Raw genomic sequence first — 16,169 nt, forward strand, 5'->3', positions numbered from 1 at the left:
CGTTGTTGCCTTCTTAATTTACAGGCACCTGGAGAGTTCTCTTGAGCCAGGAATATACAGAAGATAAAGATGTTTCGTTACAACCGCTGAGCAGTGGACGTCGTCTGCTGGAAGCGTTGCTCATTCTTGTGGCCTTGTTCGCCATCTATTTGATGGTGTCGCTGGTTAGTTTTAACCCGTCAGATCCAAGCTGGTCACAAACCGCATGGCACGAACCTATCCATAATCTGGGTGGTAGCGTCGGCGCATGGCTGGCCGATACGCTATTGTTCATCTTTGGCGTGATGGCCTACGCCATTCCTCCCGTCATTATTGGTCTGTGTTGGATCACCTTCCGCCAACGCGATCGTCAGGATTACATCGACTACTTTGCCGTTGGTTTACGCCTGATTGGCGTGCTGGCCTTGGTGGTAACGACCTGTGGTCTGGCGGCGCTCAACGTAGATGACATCTGGTATTTTGCTTCCGGCGGCGTAATCGGCAGCCTGGTCAGCAATGCGATGGCGCCGTGGTTCAGTTCTGCTGGCGGCACCTTGACGCTGCTGTGCGTCTGGGCTGCCGGCATCACGCTTTACACCGGATGGTCATGGCTGACGATTGCCGAGAAGATCGGCGGCGTGGTGATGGGTATTCTGACCTTTGCCAGCAACCGTTCACGACATGACGAACCCTGGCAGGAAGAAGAATATGACGACGAAGAGCTTGCTGATGAGGTGTCGCCTCCGATGCATGCTGCACACTCCGTTAATGACGACGATGATGTGTTGTTAGCTAAACCGCGCAAGGTGAGCGAACCGGTTGCTGCGGAGTTGAGCGACGATCCGCTGCTGGCGAAGGCGAGTGCGGCAACTGCCGCTGCAATTGCGGTTACTACGCAAGCCGCACAGCAAACTCCAGCTGCTATGCAGCCTGCTCCAGCCGCATCTGCCGAACCCGACGCAATGCCACGCGTTGCCGAAGCCACGGCTCAGTCGACTCCGGCTCCTCAGCCTGTTGCTGCAGCGCAACAACCAATCGCGCAGCCTTCTGCTCCGCTCTATCGTTTCGAGATGCCAGGTGAAGCAGCTCCTTCACCGTTTTCGCCGGCTGATGACGATGAGGGCCCGAGCATGGGCAACTGGCAGGATGCCGCTTCATCTTCTGCACCTTTAAACAGTCTCGCCGCCGCTTCACTTGCCGCTGGAGCAGTCAAAGCAGCGACATCACCTGCTGCTTATTCACCTGCCTTCGATATCGTACCTGAGCGTGATTACAACCCGCAGGTGAAGCAGGGCATTGGTCCAGAGTTGCCGCGTCCAAACAAAGTTAAGTTGCCAACACGACGTGAGTTAGCTTCGTACGGCATTAAGTTGCCTTCGCAGCGTATGGCGGAAGAGCAGGCTAAAGATGCTGAGCAGCAACAGCCAGAAGTCACTGCGTCTTACAGCGTTCCTCCACAGGAACAGGATGTTGAGCTGCAAGAGGCGCAGTTGCGTGAAGCCTTCGCGTCGCAGCAGCAGAATCGTTACGGTGAAAGCTGGCAGGAAGCGTCTGAGCCTGATGATGAGGATGCATTGCAGCAGGCTCAACTTGCACGCCAGTTCGCCGATCAGCAGCAGCAACGCTATAACGAACCTGAAGTGAAGGAAGCACCGGTATTTAATCTGGATACGTCGTCTGCTTTTGATTTTTCACCAATGAAAGATTTGGTCGACGATAGCCCGAGCGAGCCACTGTTCACTATTTCTGCATCGCCAGAGCCGGAAGAGCCCGCGTCGTGGCAACAACCTGCTGCGCCGGAGCCAGCGGCAATGCCGCCGTTGAGTGCTGAATCCAGCCCATGGTCGTCGCCGGAACAGGAAGCTTATTCTGCGCCGCCTGCACCAGTGAAACCTGCTGCGCCTGTGCAGGACAGCTTGTTCCATCCGTTCCTGGTTCGCCATGAACAGCCGCTGGAAAAACCTTCTACGCCGCTGCCTACGTTGGATCTGCTCACGTCACCACCGGCAGAAGAAGAGCCGGTAGATATGTTTGCGCTGGAGCAAACCGCGCGGCTGGTTGAAGCACGCCTGGCTGATTATCGAGTGAAGGCGGAGGTTGTAGGTATTTCACCTGGTCCGGTCATTACCCGCTTCGAACTCGATTTAGCGCCAGGCGTTAAAGCTTCCCGTATTTCTAACTTGTCGCGTGACCTGGCGCGTTCTCTGTCTGCGGTTGCCGTGCGCGTGGTGGAAGTGATTCCAGGCAAGCCTTACGTCGGGCTTGAACTGCCAAATAAACATCGTCAAACCGTTTATCTGCGCGAAGTACTGGATTGCCCTAAATTTCGTGAAAACCCGTCACCGCTTGCAGTGGTGTTGGGTAAAGACATTGCTGGCCAGCCGGTGGTGGCTGATTTGGCGAAAATGCCGCACTTGCTCGTTGCCGGTACCACCGGTTCCGGTAAATCAGTGGGCGTTAACACCATGATCATTAGCATGCTGTATAAAGCCACGCCGGAAGAAGTGCGCTTTATCATGATCGACCCGAAAATGCTCGAGCTGTCAGTCTACGAAGGCATCCCTCACTTGCTGACCGAAGTGGTTACAGACATGAAAGATGCGGCCAATGCGCTGCGCTGGAGTGTTGGTGAAATGGAGCGTCGCTATAAACTGATGTCTGCGCTGGGCGTGCGTAATCTGGCCGGCTATAACGAGAAGATTGAGCAGGCTGCCGCGATGGGTCGACCGATTCCGGATCCGTTCTGGAAACCGGGCGATAGCATGGACACCACACCGCCGGTGCTGGAAAAACTGCCTTATATCGTGGTGCTGGTCGATGAATTTGCCGATCTGATGATGGCGGTCGGTAAGAAAGTCGAAGAGTTGATTGCTCGTCTGGCTCAGAAAGCGCGAGCGGCGGGTATTCACCTGGTGCTGGCGACACAGCGTCCGTCGGTTGATGTGATTACCGGTCTGATCAAAGCCAACATACCGACGCGTATCGCCTTCACCGTTTCCAGCAAGATCGACTCACGTACCATCCTCGATCAGGGCGGTGCAGAATCGCTGCTGGGGATGGGTGACATGCTGTACATGCCGCCAAACTCCTCAATGCCTGTACGTGTGCATGGTGCATTCGTGCGCGATCAGGAAGTGCATGCGGTGGTTCAGGACTGGAAAGCACGCGGTCGTCCGCAATACATCGAAAGCATTACTGCTGGTGAAGAGAGTGAGAGCGCAGCTGGCGGAATGATGGGCGATGAAGAGCTGGATCCGCTGTTTGATCAGGCGGTCTCTTTCGTAGTGGAAAAACGCCGAGCCTCCATTTCTGGAGTTCAGCGCCAGTTCCGTATCGGATATAACCGTGCCGCACGTATCATCGAGCAGATGGAAGCGCAGGGCATCGTTTCTGAACCGGGACATAACGGCAACCGCGAAGTGCTTTCGCCGCCACCACACGAGATGTAATTTATCGCGTGCAGTTGTCTGCTTATGGGCCAGTTAACACTGGCCCATTGTTTATCTGTTGGTCGATCCCCATATCTTCGGGAGCTTTCGGCTTTTTCTCCTGTCGAAGAGACAGGACGGCAACTACGTTTAATGCTGTAAGTGTCGGGAAACAATAAATAAGGAATCGAATCAGATGAAATTACGCGTTATTGCCTATGGCCTGTTGGCCAGTTTTGTTTCCGCATCAGTATTGGCGGATGCGTCCAGCGATCTGCAACAGCGTCTTAATAAAGTGAACAGCTTCCATGCCAGCTTCAGTCAGAAAGTGACCGATGGCAGCGGTGCCAATGTGCAGGATGGTGAAGGCGAGCTGTGGGTGAAGCGCCCAAGCTTGTTTAACTGGCACATGACCGCGCCGGATGAAAGCGTAATTATTTCTGATGGCAAAAATCTGTGGTTCTACAATCCCTTCGTTGAACAAGCCAGCGTTAGCCTATTGCAAAATGCAGCCAGCAACACGCCGTTTATGTTGATTGCGCGTAACCAGCCAAGCGACTGGAAACAGTACAACATCAAGCAGCAGGGCGATAACTTCGAGCTAACGCCAAAGAGCAGTGATGGCAACCTTAAGCAGTTCACCATCAATGTGACATCGTCTGGCACCATCAATAAGTTCAGCGCGATTGAGCAAGATGGTCAGCACAGCGATTATCAGCTGAAGAGCCAAAACAACGGCGCTATTAGCCAAGACAAATTCACCTTTAGGCCGCCAAAAGGGGTAACGGTGGACGATCAACGTCAGTGAGGTCACGGTGAGTAACCTGTCTCTGGATTTCGCTCCATCGAATGAGTTTCAGCCGCTGGCCGCGCGTATGCGGCCGGCGACGCTGCAACACTACATTGGGCAACAGCATTTGCTGGCGCCCGGTAAACCGCTGCCGCGCGCCATTGAGGCCGGGCATCTGCATTCGATGATTTTGTGGGGACCGCCTGGGACAGGGAAAACGACATTAGCCGAGATTATCGCCCATTACGGTAAAGCTGATGTTGAGCGCATTTCTGCTGTCACTTCTGGCGTGAAAGAGATTCGTGAAGCGATCGAGCGTGCCCGACAAAATCGTCAGGTGGGTCGACGCACCATCCTGTTTGTCGACGAAGTCCATCGCTTTAACAAAAGTCAGCAGGATGCTTTCCTGCCGCATATTGAAGATGGCACCATTACGTTTATTGGTGCCACCACAGAAAATCCCTCGTTTGAACTCAACTCGGCGCTGCTATCCCGTGCCCGCGTATATTTACTCAAGTCTCTTACCACTGCAGATATTGAACAGGTTCTGCTGCAGGCGATGCAGGATGATGAACGCGGTTATGGCAAAAGCGATATTGTGCTGCCGGATAATACGCGCCGTATGATAGCGGAACTGGTTAACGGTGATGCGCGTCGGGCATTGAATACGCTGGAAATGATGGCGGATATGGCTGAAAGCAATGCCGAAGGCCAGCGTGAATTAACGCCACAATTACTCAACGAAGTTTCCGGTGAAAGAGCGGCGCGTTTTGATAACAAAGGCGATCGTTTCTACGATCTGATCTCCGCTCTGCACAAGTCTGTTCGCGGTTCAGCACCTGATGCGGCACTTTACTGGTATGCAAGAATCATCACCGCAGGCGGCGATCCGCTGTATGTCGCACGCCGTTTGCTGGCTATCGCCTCGGAAGATGTGGGTAACGCCGATCCGCGCGGCATGCAGGTTGCGCTAGCGGCCTGGGATTGCTTTACGCGCGTCGGTCCAGCCGAAGGCGAAAGGGCGATTGCGCAGGCGATTGTCTACCTTGCCAGCGCACCCAAAAGTAATGCCGTTTACACCGCTTTCAAAGCCGCGATGCGCGATGCGCGCGAATTTCCTGACTACGATGTGCCGGAACATTTACGCAACGCCCCAACCAAATTGATGAAAGAGATGGGGCTGGGCAAAGAGTATCGTTATGCGCACGACGAGACTAACGCCTATGCCGCTGGCGAAGTCTATTTCCCGCCTGAAATGGCGCAGACGCGCTACTATCAACCGACTAATCGCGGGCTCGAAGGGAAAATTGGCGAAAAACTGGCCTGGCTGGCTGAGCAGGATCAAAATAGCCCGATAAAACGCTACCGCTGATAAACACCTTACGGTAAGGTGAGCAAGGATTTCATTGCATTCCATAGGGATGCAAGTCCCGCCATTCGTTCAATCAACCTTTTATTACACAGGATTAGCATGCTCGATCCCAACCTGCTGCGTAACGAGCCAGACGCAGTCGCAGAAAAACTGGCACGCCGAGGATTTAAACTGGATGTGGAAACCTTACGTTCGCTTGAAGAGCGTCGTAAAGTCTTGCAGGTAGAAACCGAAAATCTGCAGGCTGAGCGTAATTCCCGATCCAAATCCATCGGTCAGGCCAAAGCACGTGGGGAAGACATCGAGCCGCTGCGTCAGGAAGTGAACGCGCTGGGCGAACGCCTGGATGCGGCTAAAGCAGAACTGGATGCCCTGCAGAACGAAATTCGTGACTTTGCCCTCGCATTGCCAAACCTCCCGGTTGACGAAGTCCCGTTGGGTAAAGATGACAGCGAGAACCAGGAAGTCAGCCGCTGGGGCCGGCCGCGCCAGTTCGATTTCCCGGTGAAAGATCATGTTGAGCTGGGTGAAGCCGCCAAAGGTCTGGACTTTACCGCCGCGGTGAAACTGACGGGTTCACGTTTCATTGTGATGCAGGGCCAGATTGCGCGTCTGCACCGTGCGCTTAGCCAGTTTATGCTTGATCTGCATACGCAGCAGCACGGTTATCTTGAAACCTATGTTCCGTATCTGGTGAATCAGGAAACGTTGTATGGCACCGGACAGCTGCCGAAGTTTGGTGAAGATTTGTTCCATACTAAGCCGCTGGGCGAAGAAGCGGGTAGCAGCAACTATGCGCTGATCCCTACCGCTGAAGTGCCGCTGACCAATCTGGTGCGTGATGAGATCGTTGAAGAAGAATCTTTGCCGCTCAAACTTGCTGCGCACACGCCATGCTTCCGTTCTGAAGCCGGTTCGTACGGGCGCGATACGCGTGGTTTAATCCGTATGCACCAGTTCGATAAAGTGGAAATGGTGCAGATTGTGGCGCCTGAAACCTCCATGGATGCACTGGAAGAGTTGGTGGGCCATGCAGAGAAAGTGCTTCAGTTGCTCAATCTGCCATACCGTAAAGTGCTGCTTTGCACCGGCGATATGGGCTTTGGCTCTTCCAAGACTTACGACCTGGAAGTTTGGCTGCCAGCACAGGACACCTATCGTGAAATCTCTTCTTGCTCCAACATGGGTGATTTCCAGGCTCGTCGTATGCAGGCGCGCTGCCGTAGCAAAACCGACAAGAAACCGCGTTTGGTGCACACGCTGAACGGTTCTGGTCTGGCAGTGGGTCGTACTCTGGTGGCTGTGCTTGAAAACTATCAGCAAGCAGATGGCCGCATCGAAGTGCCAGAAGTACTACGTCCTTATATGGGCGGACTGGAATTCGTTGGCTAATCAACGCGCAATTATATAAACCCGGCAATGCCGGGTTTTTTGTTTCTTAAGCGGCAAAATAATTATTTTTTAGTCGGAATTAATAAGAAATAAACGTTATCGACAAGAAATGGCTATTAACCATTAAAAATCGTAAATTCAAATAGATAGATGCCGCACTTGTATCCCTCATCATGCTTCTAACCCTCTGAAGATAAAAAAAATAAATTGTTCCGCAGCAAATCGTGCGGCGACGAATTTTTGCACATTGACTTTAAGATAGCCGATGGCAAACTGCGCGCAATTATCGTCATTTCTTTTGGTTTTATTCCCTATGTCAACCTGGTCGCGCCCCGTCGTTTTGCTGCTTTGCGGCTTAATGCTTATGACGGTGTCTATCGCTGTGCTTAATACGCTGGTACCGCTCTGGCTTACCCATGATCAATTGCCAACCTGGCAAGTGGGAATGGCTAGCTCATCGTATTACACCGGAAACTTGCTGGGCACCTTGCTCGCGGGCTGGTTGATTACTCGTTATGGTTTTAATCGCTGTTTTTACCTCGCCAGCGTGCTTTTTGCCGTAGCGACCATGGGCATGGTGATACTGGATGGTTTCTATAGCTGGACATTACTGCGCTTTACCGCAGGTGTCGGTTGTGCACTGATTTGGGTGGTGGTTGAGAGTGCCTTGTTATGCAGCGGTACCGTGCGTAATCGCGGTCAGTTGCTGGCGGCTTATATGATCATCTATTACCTCGGCACTGTTGCAGGCCAGTTGCTGGTGAGCCGCGTGTCAACCGAGCTGCTCCACGTGATTCCATGGGTGACTGCACTGATTATCTGTGCGGTATTGCCGGTAGTATTTGTGCATGTCAATTCCAGCGCTGCGACAGAAGAAGCTTCAACGGGGCGCCTTTGGGTTATGTTGCGTCGTCGTAGTTCTCGTCTCGGCATCAATGGCTGCATTATTTCCGGTATCGTTCTCGGCTCACTTTATGGCTTGATGCCATTGTATCTGTCACATCAGGGCATGAGTGATGCAAACGTCGGTTACTGGATGGCGTTACTGGTCAGCTCCGGCATTGTCGGTCAGTGGCCGGTAGGACGTTTAGCCGATCGCTTTGGTCGCCTGATGGTGCTGCGTGTGCAAGTGTTTGTGGTTATCCTGGGTGCGATTGCTATGTTAGGTGATACTGCGATGGCGCCAGCGCTGTTTGTGCTGGGTCTTGCGGGTTTTACACTTTATCCGGTGGCGATGTCCTGGGCGTGCGAAACCGTCGCGCATCATGAGTTAGTGGCAATGAATCAGGCGTTACTGTTTAGCTATACCGTGGGCAGTTTGGTGGGGCCGGGAATGACGTCAATGCTGATGCAGAATTACTCTGACCGCCTGCTGTTTGTGATGATTGCTGCAGTTGCACTGGTTTATCTGGTGATGTTACTGCGCAAAGCCGATCATCAGGCTACTCCTGTCGCACATGCTTAACGCATTCCCATGAAATAGTAAAAAGGGGAGCCGGTGGTTCCCCTTTTGTTTGCGGTTAATACATCACTTCATGGCCGTAGCTGGCGAGGATATTCTTCACTCGCTCCATGGTTTCCTTGCTCGGCGGCTTAACACCATCCAGCTTGTACTCTTCGCCCATGGCGATCCATTTGTGTTTGCCTAACTCGTGGTAAGGCAGCAATTCGATCTTCTCTATGTTATCCATATCTTTGGTAAACTCACCCAAGCGATGAACGGAGTCATCATCATCGGAGTAGCCAGGCACCACTACAAAGCGGATCCAGGTGCGTTTGCCTCTCTTCTGCAGATAGCGCGCAAAGTCCAGCGTACGATGATTGGAAACGCCCACCAGAATCTGATGCACATCATCGTTAATCTGTTTTAAATCGAGCATTACCAAATCAGTGGCATCAAGCAATTCATCGATCACCGGATCGTAGCGACGAACAAAGCCGTTAGTGTCGAGACAGGTATGAATGCCTTCTGCCTGGCAAGCGCGGAACCAGTCACGCACGAACTCCGCTTGTAAGATCGCTTCGCCACCCGACGCCGTCACGCCACCGCCAGATGCATTCATGAAGTGACGATATGAGAGCGCATCCTTCATCAACTCTTCAACGGTAACTTCTTTACCGCCATGCGTGTCCCATGTATCGCGGTTATGGCAATACAAGCAGCGCATGAGGCAGCCCTGAAAAAAGGTAATGAAGCGGATGCCTGGGCCGTCAACGGTGCCGCAGGATTCAAAGGAGTGGATACGACCGATGGTTGACATTGCGATGAGTTCTCCAGGTGAGCCTGAATATCAGGCAGCACAATCTATGTTGTGCTCTAAAAGTGAAAGTCGATTTTGCCAGGTCGCCAGCACCAGCAAACTGGCAAAACGGACTTGTGGAGAAAAGGCTCCCGCAGGAGCCTTTCAATCTCAGTGAACTACGATTACAGCGACTGAGTAAACGTACGGGTAATTACATCTTTCTGCTGCTCTTTGGTGAGCGAGTTGAAGCGCACAGCATAACCGGATACGCGAATGGTCAGCTGCGGATACTTCTCAGGATGTTCCATCGCATCCAGCAACATCTCACGGTTCATCACGTTAACGTTCAGATGCTGACCGCCCTCAATGTTGGCTTCATGGTGGAAATATCCATCCATTAGGCCAGCAAGATTGGTTTTACGCACGTTATCATCTTTACCCAGCGCATTTGGCACGATGGAGAAAGTATAAGAGATGCCGTCTTTCGCGTAAGCAAAGGGCAGTTTTGCGACGGAGGTCAGTGAAGCCACCGCACCTTTCTGATCACGGCCGTGCATTGGGTTAGCACCCGGACCGAATGGCGCACCCGCACGACGTCCGTCTGGCGTATTACCGGTTTTCTTACCGTAAACCACGTTAGAAGTGATGGTCAGCACTGACTGAGTTGGCACCGCGTTACGGTAGGTTTGCAGTTTCTGAATTTTCTTCATGAAACGTTCAACCAAATCGCACGCCATGTCATCAACGCGAGAGTCGTTATTACCAAACTGCGGATATTCGCCTTCAATTTCAAAGTCTACCGCTAGACCATCTTCATCACGGATGGTTTTCACTTTGGCGTATTTGATGGCAGAAAGTGAGTCAGCCGCAACAGACAGACCCGCGATACCACAGGCCATGGTGCGATAAACATCACGATCGTGAAGCGCCATCAGTGAAGCTTCGTAGCTGTACTTATCGTGCATGTAGTGAATGATATTCAGGGAGGTGACGTACTGCTTAGCCAGCCAATCCATGAAGTGATCCAGGCGCTCCATCACGATGTCGTAATCAAGAATCTCGTCAGTGATTGGTGCTTCTTTCGGACCCACCTGCATTTTCAGTTTTTCATCAACGCCACCGTTGATTGCGTACAGCAGGGTTTTTGCCAGGTTGGCACGCGCACCGAAGAACTGCATCTGCTTACCGACAATCATTGGGCTAACGCAGCAGGCGATAGCATAGTCATCGTTGTCGAAGTCAGGACGCATCAGGTCATCATTCTCATACTGCAATGAGGATGTATCGATAGACACTTTTGCGGCGTATTTCTTAAAGTTAACCGGCAGTTTTTCTGACCACAGGATGGTCATATTTGGCTCCGGAGATGGCCCCATGGTGTAAAGCGTATTCAGGAAACGGAAGGTGCTTTTAGTCACCAGAGTACGGCCATCGACGCCCATACCCGCCAGTGATTCTGTTGCCCAGATTGGGTCACCGGAGAACAGCTCATCGTATTCAGGCGTACGCAGGAAGCGCACCATACGCAGTTTCATCACCAGATGGTCAATCAGTTCCTGTGCTTCTTCTTCAGTCAGTTTTCCGGCCTGAATATCGCGCTCGATATACACATCAAGGAAGGTGGATACGCGACCAAAGGACATTGCCGCACCGTTCTGAGATTTCACCGCCGCGAGATAGCCATAGTAAGTCCACTGAACGGCTTCTTGAGCATTGGTAGCGGGCAGCGAGATATCTGAACCATACTTCGCAGCCATCTCTTTGATCTGACCCAGTGCGCGGTGCTGTTCAGAGATCTCTTCACGCAGGCGAATGGTGGCTTCGAGGTCAACGCCATTCTCCATATCGCTCTGCAGAGAATTGAACTGCGCAACTTTGTCTTTCATCAGAAAATCGATGCCGTACAGCGCAACGCGGCGATAGTCACCGATGATACGACCGCGGCCATAGGCATCCGGTAAACCCGTCAACACGCCTGATTTACGGCAGCGCATGATGTCAGGGGTGTAAACATCGAACACGCCCTGGTTATGGGTTTTGCGGTAATCAGTGAAGACTTTTTTCAGCGCGGGATCAAGTTCGCGGCCATAAACCTTGCAAGAACCCTCAACCATTTTGATGCCGCCAAACGGGATGATGGCACGTTTCAAAGGTGCTTCAGTTTGCAGGCCAACGATTTTTTCCAGCGATTTGCTGATGTAGCCGGCATCGTGAGAGGTGATGGTTGAAGCCAGATCGGTGTCAAAATCTACCGGCGCGTGGGTGCGGTTCTCGATTTTGATGCCTTCAAGTACGCTGTCCCACAGCTTAGTTGTGGCCGGCGTCGCGCCAGCGAGGAAGGATTCGTCGCCTTCATACGGTGTGTAGTTTTTCTGGATAAAGTCACGGACGTTGACGCTGTTCTGCCATTCGCCGGCGCTAAATCCTTCCCAGGCTGACGCCATTTTTTCATTCAGTTCGGACATGATATACCTGCCTTATTTAGGGAGACTTTGACGTATGGCGCGCTGACTCAGCACGCCCGTACCAATTCATTAATGCACCGGCTCATCGCCACGCAGATAGATTACCCAGTAGGTCAAACCGACTAATAATCCGCCGCCAATAATGTTGCCGATGGTCACGGGAATCAGGTTGTTAACAATAAAGTCACTAACGCTTAGTGATGGGAACTGTGCTGCGCTTGCACCAGCCATTTGCCAGAATTCCGGGCTGGAAAAATCACGGATAACGATGGCCATCGGGATAAGGAACATGTTGGCAATACTATGTTCAAAACCGCAGGCAACAAACATCGCCACCGGTAGGATCATCGCAAACATTTTGTCCATCAGACTGCGGCCGGAATAACTCATCCATACCGCCAGGCAAACCATCAGGTTGGCGAGCGTGCCGAGACTCACTGCTTCAATAAAGGTGTGATGCATTTTATGGTCAGCGGTTTGCAGGACATTCAAACCCCAGGCACCATTCGCCACCATGTGTTCACCGGCTAACCAGATCAGCGCGACAAAGAACAGCGCACCAAACAGGTTACCGATATAGACCGTCAACCAGTGTCGACCGAGTTGCAGCCAGGTGATACGGCCGCTGGCTTTTGCCACCACGATCAAAACAGTTGAGGTGAACAGGTCAGCACCGCACACCACGACTAACATTAAACCGAGCGAGAAACAGATACCGCCGATCAGTTTTGCTATGCCGTAGGGCATTGCTCCACTTCCGGTGGTCGCAGTGATATAGAAGACAAATGCGATTGAGATAAATACGCCAGCAGTGATGGCAAGGAAGAAGGTGGTTAAAGGACGTTTAGTAGCTTTATATATGCCGGCTTCTTCTGCAACTTTCGCCATTGCCGCCGGTAATAATGAATTAAAAGGGTTGTCAGCTTTCACACTAACGCTCTCCAAAAATTGCCTGTAAAGATATTAACAAAGGAGTATAGGTCAGAAATTGATGTGGATCATATTTGACCGGAAGGTCGCTGATAAGCGAAGCGTAAATGCGTCTGAGTTCTGCTTAACTTATTGAATTTATTGTAATAAATAATTTTTAATTTATGCAAAATAAGTTGAAGGTGGCTGCGGGCAAGACTAGATTTTGTTAAATATCATTAACGATTAAAGCTGAATTGTTATTTAATAATGCACTTAAATCTCTTTGTATGATCAATATAAAAAAATGGCACTGATTTTTTCAGTGCCATTGACCAATACCCTAATTTCTATAAATGGAAATTTAAGCGTTAAGGCTATTTTTGTGACCAATAACGACGTTTAGCTGTCTGCAGCTTTTCATAGGCAGCGAGTAATGATTGATGCGCAGGGAAAGCTTTCAGATCCAGATCGACCGCTTGCAATCCATAGAAGGGCGCTTCGCCACTGATTGCCGCTGAAGCAGCCTCAACAGCAGCCTGGCCGTACATACGAATAAAGGCGCGATGATATTGTAGCGGATCGCGTTCCTCTTCCATTGCCAGCAGCAGCAAGGTTTGCAGACAGCGGTAGTAGTTTGCGCGCTCTTCACTAAAGATGGACTGATTAAACTCCATCGTCCATTCAGTCCAGATCAGAGCCTGATCCAGGTCGCCGCCGGCCAGCGCCAGCATAGCTTTCAGCTCGCCAATACGTAGCGTATACCAGCCATTATCTTTGCCTGATGCCAGACCCAGCAGCTCGCGCACGCGAGTAAAGTCATCATGACCTTCCTCATCCAGTTGCACAATCAGCTCGAGATAGGCTTCGGGTTCCCATTGGCTGTCTGGCAGCGCCAGCAGGGTTTTGCGCAGTGGTGCGCCCATGCTGTTATTTGCCAGCAGCAGATCTTCTGCTGGATAAATATCAGACATGCCCGGCACGATAATGCGGCAAGCGTAAACACTCAGATGTTCATAGTCAGCGATATAGACTTCTTTATCTTCCGCACGGAAGATCGCCATTAGCGTATCAAACTCTTCGTGAGTGGTACCCGCAAAGCTCCAGTCGACGAAAGGATAATCGGCATCGTCTTTAAACATATCCCATGAAATCAGACCGCTTGAATCGATGAAATGCGTTTCCAGGTTAGCGTGTTCCGCTACCTCTTCATCATCGAACGTCGGCGGTGTGAACACGTCGAGATCTTTCAGACCACGGCCCTGCAGCAGTTCAGTAACGGTTCGCTCAAGTGCGACGCCAAAGTCCGGATGTGCGCCAAACGAAGCGAAGCAGGTACCATTTGCTGGATTGAACAGAACAACGCAGATAACCGGGTATTTGCCGCCGAGTGACGCATCGTATGAGAAGATTGGGAAACCTTCTGCTTCCAGACGTTCAATTGCTTCAATTACGCCAGGATAACGCTGCATCACCTCTTCTGGAATTTCTGGCAGGCTGATGGATTCGGCGATGATGCGATTCTTAATATGACGCTCAAACACTTCAGAAAGACCCTGTACACGCGCTTCGTTCGCAGTGTTACCGGCAGACATACCATTCGAAACGTACAGATTACCGATGATGTTCATCGGGATATACACTGTTTGCTGGTCAGATTGACGGGTAAATGGCAGGCCACAAATTCCACGCTCGTCATTGCCGGATTGCAGATCAATCAGCTCAGAAGCACCCAGGCTCTCATCAGGATCATAGAACTTGCGCAGGCGCGCATCCAAAATGCCTTCTGGCAGGCTGTCGTCCTCGGTGAGCGGGAACCATTTTTCATTTGGATAGTGAACAAAATCGCCATTAGCGATGGATTCACCCAACCAGAAATCGGCGAAGAAGTAGTTAGTAGAGAGGCGTTCAAAATATTCGCCCAACGCTGAAGCCAGAGCGGCTTTTTTGCTAGCACCTTTGCCATTTGTAAAGCACAGCGGGCAGTCGCGATCGCGAATGTGTACTGACCAGACGTGTGGCACCGGATTCAGCCAGGAAGCTTCTTCAATGTTGAAACCAAGGTCTTGCAGTTTCTGCTGAAAGCGAGCAATGGAATCTTCCAGTGCGGCGTCTTTTCCGGGGATAAACGTTTGCGTCATGGTGGCGCTCTCTTAAGTCAATGGGGTGGGCGTAAAGCGCGCAATAATACGGGTTTTATGCGTGCTTCGCTATTCAGTCGGCCAAATTTATCTCAGACTGGTTAAGGTTGTTACGCCATTCCGCTTGCCGATTTTTCTTTCTGGAACAACCTCACAAAATTCCATGGCTTAATGCATTTATGACATAAGCTGCGGTGAAGCTGGCTCTGGAAATGTGATCGCTGCCGGATTAATGATTGCAGCCATCTGGAGGCAATGATAAAACCGGTTGGGTATTCATAACCGTTCGATATGACAGTGGTGAGGGGAAATGACTCAGGTTTATAATTTTAGCTCTGGCCCGGCTATGCTGCCGGTAGAAGTGCTCCGTCGCGCAGAACAAGAACTGACAAACTGGCACGGATTAGGCACCTCGGTGATGGAGATCAGTCACCGCAGTAAAGAGTTTATTGCTGTTGCAGAAGCGGCAGAACAAGATTTTCGCGATCTGCTGAAGATCCCAGCCAACTACAAAGTTTTATTCTGCCATGGCGGTGCGCGTGCGCAGTTCGCGGCCATTCCCGGCAACTTGCTGGGTGATGCAAAAACCGCGGATTATATTGACGGCGGTTACTGGGCTCACAGCGCAATTAAAGAAGCCGAGAAATTCTGCTCGCCAAATACCATTGATATTAAAACTACGCGTGATGGTAAGCGTGCTTTATTACCAATGCGTGAATGGCAGTTAAATGATGATGCGGCTTATGTCCATTTCTGCCCGAACGAAACGATTGATGGCATTGCTATCGATGAAGAGCCGGATTTTGGCGATAAAGTCGTAGTTGCCGATCTCTCTTCTACTATTCTGTCTCGTCCAATCGATGTGAGTCGCTATGGCGTGATCTACGCTGGCGCACAAAAAAATATCGGACCGGCGGGCTTAACCTTAGTGGTTGTGCGCGAAGATCTGCTAGGCAAAGCACAACGTTATGTGCCTTCTATCCTTGATTATAAGGTGCTGGCCGAAAACGAATCGATGTTTAACACTCCGCCGACTTTCGCATGGTATCTCTCTGGCCTGGTATTCAAATGGCTGAAAGAGAAGGGCGGCGTGGCTGAAATGGACAAGCTGAATCAGGCAAAAGCCGACTTACTCTACGGTGTGATCGATAACAGCGCATTTTATCGTAACGATGTCGCAAGCGAAAACCGTTCACGTATGAACGTGCCATTCCAGTTAGCCGATTCCTCATTGGACAAAGTGTTCCTGGAAGAGTCTCTCAAGGCTGGGCTGCACGCGTTGAAAGGCCATCGCGTGGTTGGCGGTATGCGTGCATCGATCTACAATGCGATGCCGCTGGAAGGGGTTAAAACGCTCACTGAGTTCATGGTCGACTTCGAACGTCGCCACGGCTAATTGCTTTTTCATGCCAGCTTGTCTGGTATCAGACCCCGTCACTCGATGGGGTCT

Annotated in this window: 10 protein-coding genes; 6 read left to right on the forward strand and 4 right to left on the reverse strand. The window is 51.4% G+C overall.

Annotated elements, in window-relative coordinates:
* The first annotated feature begins 41 nt into the window (after window positions 1-41).
* The 5 genes from DEU53_RS01645 to DEU53_RS01665 all read left to right on the forward strand — a co-directional run bounded on the left by DEU53_RS01645 (window position 42) and on the right by DEU53_RS01665 (window position 8,426).
* Window positions 42-3,428, forward strand: a complete 3,387-nt coding sequence (locus DEU53_RS01645) for a DNA translocase FtsK 4TM domain-containing protein (protein ID WP_110865837.1) — start codon at window positions 42-44, stop codon at window positions 3,426-3,428.
* 175 nt (window positions 3,429-3,603) lie between these two features.
* Complete coding sequence (gene lolA, locus DEU53_RS01650) at window positions 3,604-4,215, forward strand: outer membrane lipoprotein chaperone LolA (RefSeq protein ID WP_110865838.1); 612 nt, start codon at window positions 3,604-3,606, stop codon at window positions 4,213-4,215.
* Between the two features lie 7 nt (window positions 4,216-4,222).
* Window positions 4,223-5,569, forward strand: a complete 1,347-nt coding sequence (locus tag DEU53_RS01655) for a replication-associated recombination protein A (RefSeq protein ID WP_110865839.1) — start codon at window positions 4,223-4,225, stop codon at window positions 5,567-5,569.
* 99 nt (window positions 5,570-5,668) lie between these two features.
* Window positions 5,669-6,961, forward strand: coding sequence for a serine--tRNA ligase (serS, locus tag DEU53_RS01660; RefSeq protein ID WP_110865840.1), 1,293 nt, complete (start codon window positions 5,669-5,671; stop codon window positions 6,959-6,961).
* Window positions 6,962-7,274: 313 nt separating this feature from the next.
* Window positions 7,275-8,426 carry an MFS transporter gene (locus DEU53_RS01665; protein WP_110865841.1) on the forward strand — a complete coding sequence of 384 codons (1,152 nt, stop codon included), beginning with the start codon at window positions 7,275-7,277 and terminating at the stop codon, window positions 8,424-8,426.
* Between the two features lie 55 nt (window positions 8,427-8,481).
* Here DEU53_RS01665 and pflA read toward each other — a convergent pair whose 3' ends face one another.
* The 4 genes from pflA to ycaO all read right to left on the reverse strand — a co-directional run bounded on the left by pflA (window position 8,482) and on the right by ycaO (window position 14,719).
* Window positions 8,482-9,222, reverse strand: coding sequence for a pyruvate formate lyase 1-activating protein (pflA, locus tag DEU53_RS01670; RefSeq protein WP_101760963.1), 741 nt, complete (start codon window positions 9,220-9,222; stop codon window positions 8,482-8,484).
* Window positions 9,223-9,386: 164 nt separating this feature from the next.
* Window positions 9,387-11,669 carry a formate C-acetyltransferase gene (pflB, locus tag DEU53_RS01675; protein WP_101760962.1) on the reverse strand — a complete coding sequence of 761 codons (2,283 nt, stop codon included), beginning with the start codon at window positions 11,667-11,669 and terminating at the stop codon, window positions 9,387-9,389.
* A gap of 69 nt (window positions 11,670-11,738) precedes the next feature.
* Window positions 11,739-12,599 carry a formate transporter FocA gene (gene focA, locus DEU53_RS01680; RefSeq protein ID WP_101760961.1) on the reverse strand — a complete coding sequence of 287 codons (861 nt, stop codon included), beginning with the start codon at window positions 12,597-12,599 and terminating at the stop codon, window positions 11,739-11,741.
* A gap of 356 nt (window positions 12,600-12,955) precedes the next feature.
* On the reverse strand, window positions 12,956-14,719 hold the full coding sequence (gene ycaO, locus DEU53_RS01685) for a 30S ribosomal protein S12 methylthiotransferase accessory factor YcaO (protein ID WP_110865842.1): 1,764 nt from the start codon (window positions 14,717-14,719) through the stop codon (window positions 12,956-12,958).
* Between the two features lie 310 nt (window positions 14,720-15,029).
* Between ycaO and serC the strand changes: the two genes are divergently transcribed.
* Window positions 15,030-16,115: a 3-phosphoserine/phosphohydroxythreonine transaminase gene (gene serC, locus DEU53_RS01690; protein ID WP_101760959.1), complete on the forward strand. Its 1,086-nt coding sequence runs from the start codon at window positions 15,030-15,032 to the stop codon at window positions 16,113-16,115.
* Window positions 16,116-16,169: the final 54 nt, after the last annotated feature.

The sequence above is a fragment of the Pantoea sp. AG1095 genome (assembly GCF_003208415.1).
Taxonomy (GTDB): Bacteria; Pseudomonadota; Gammaproteobacteria; order Enterobacterales; family Enterobacteriaceae; genus Pantoea; species Pantoea leporis.

Excerpts from the sequence above, each read along its gene's own strand:
- lolA (WP_110865838.1), top strand. The coding sequence starts at position 3,604 with ATGAAATTACGCGTTATTGCCTATGGCCTGTTGGCCAGTTTTGTTTCC.
- serS (WP_110865840.1), top strand. The coding sequence starts at position 5,669 with ATGCTCGATCCCAACCTGCTGCGTAACGAGCCAGACGCAGTCGCAGAA.
- DEU53_RS01665 (WP_110865841.1), top strand. The coding sequence starts at position 7,275 with ATGTCAACCTGGTCGCGCCCCGTCGTTTTGCTGCTTTGCGGCTTAATG.
- pflA (WP_101760963.1), bottom strand. The coding sequence starts at position 9,222 with ATGTCAACCATCGGTCGTATCCACTCCTTTGAATCCTGCGGCACCGTT.
- pflB (WP_101760962.1), bottom strand. The coding sequence starts at position 11,669 with ATGTCCGAACTGAATGAAAAAATGGCGTCAGCCTGGGAAGGATTTAGC.
- ycaO (WP_110865842.1), bottom strand. The coding sequence starts at position 14,719 with ATGACGCAAACGTTTATCCCCGGAAAAGACGCCGCACTGGAAGATTCC.
- serC (WP_101760959.1), top strand. The coding sequence starts at position 15,030 with ATGACTCAGGTTTATAATTTTAGCTCTGGCCCGGCTATGCTGCCGGTA.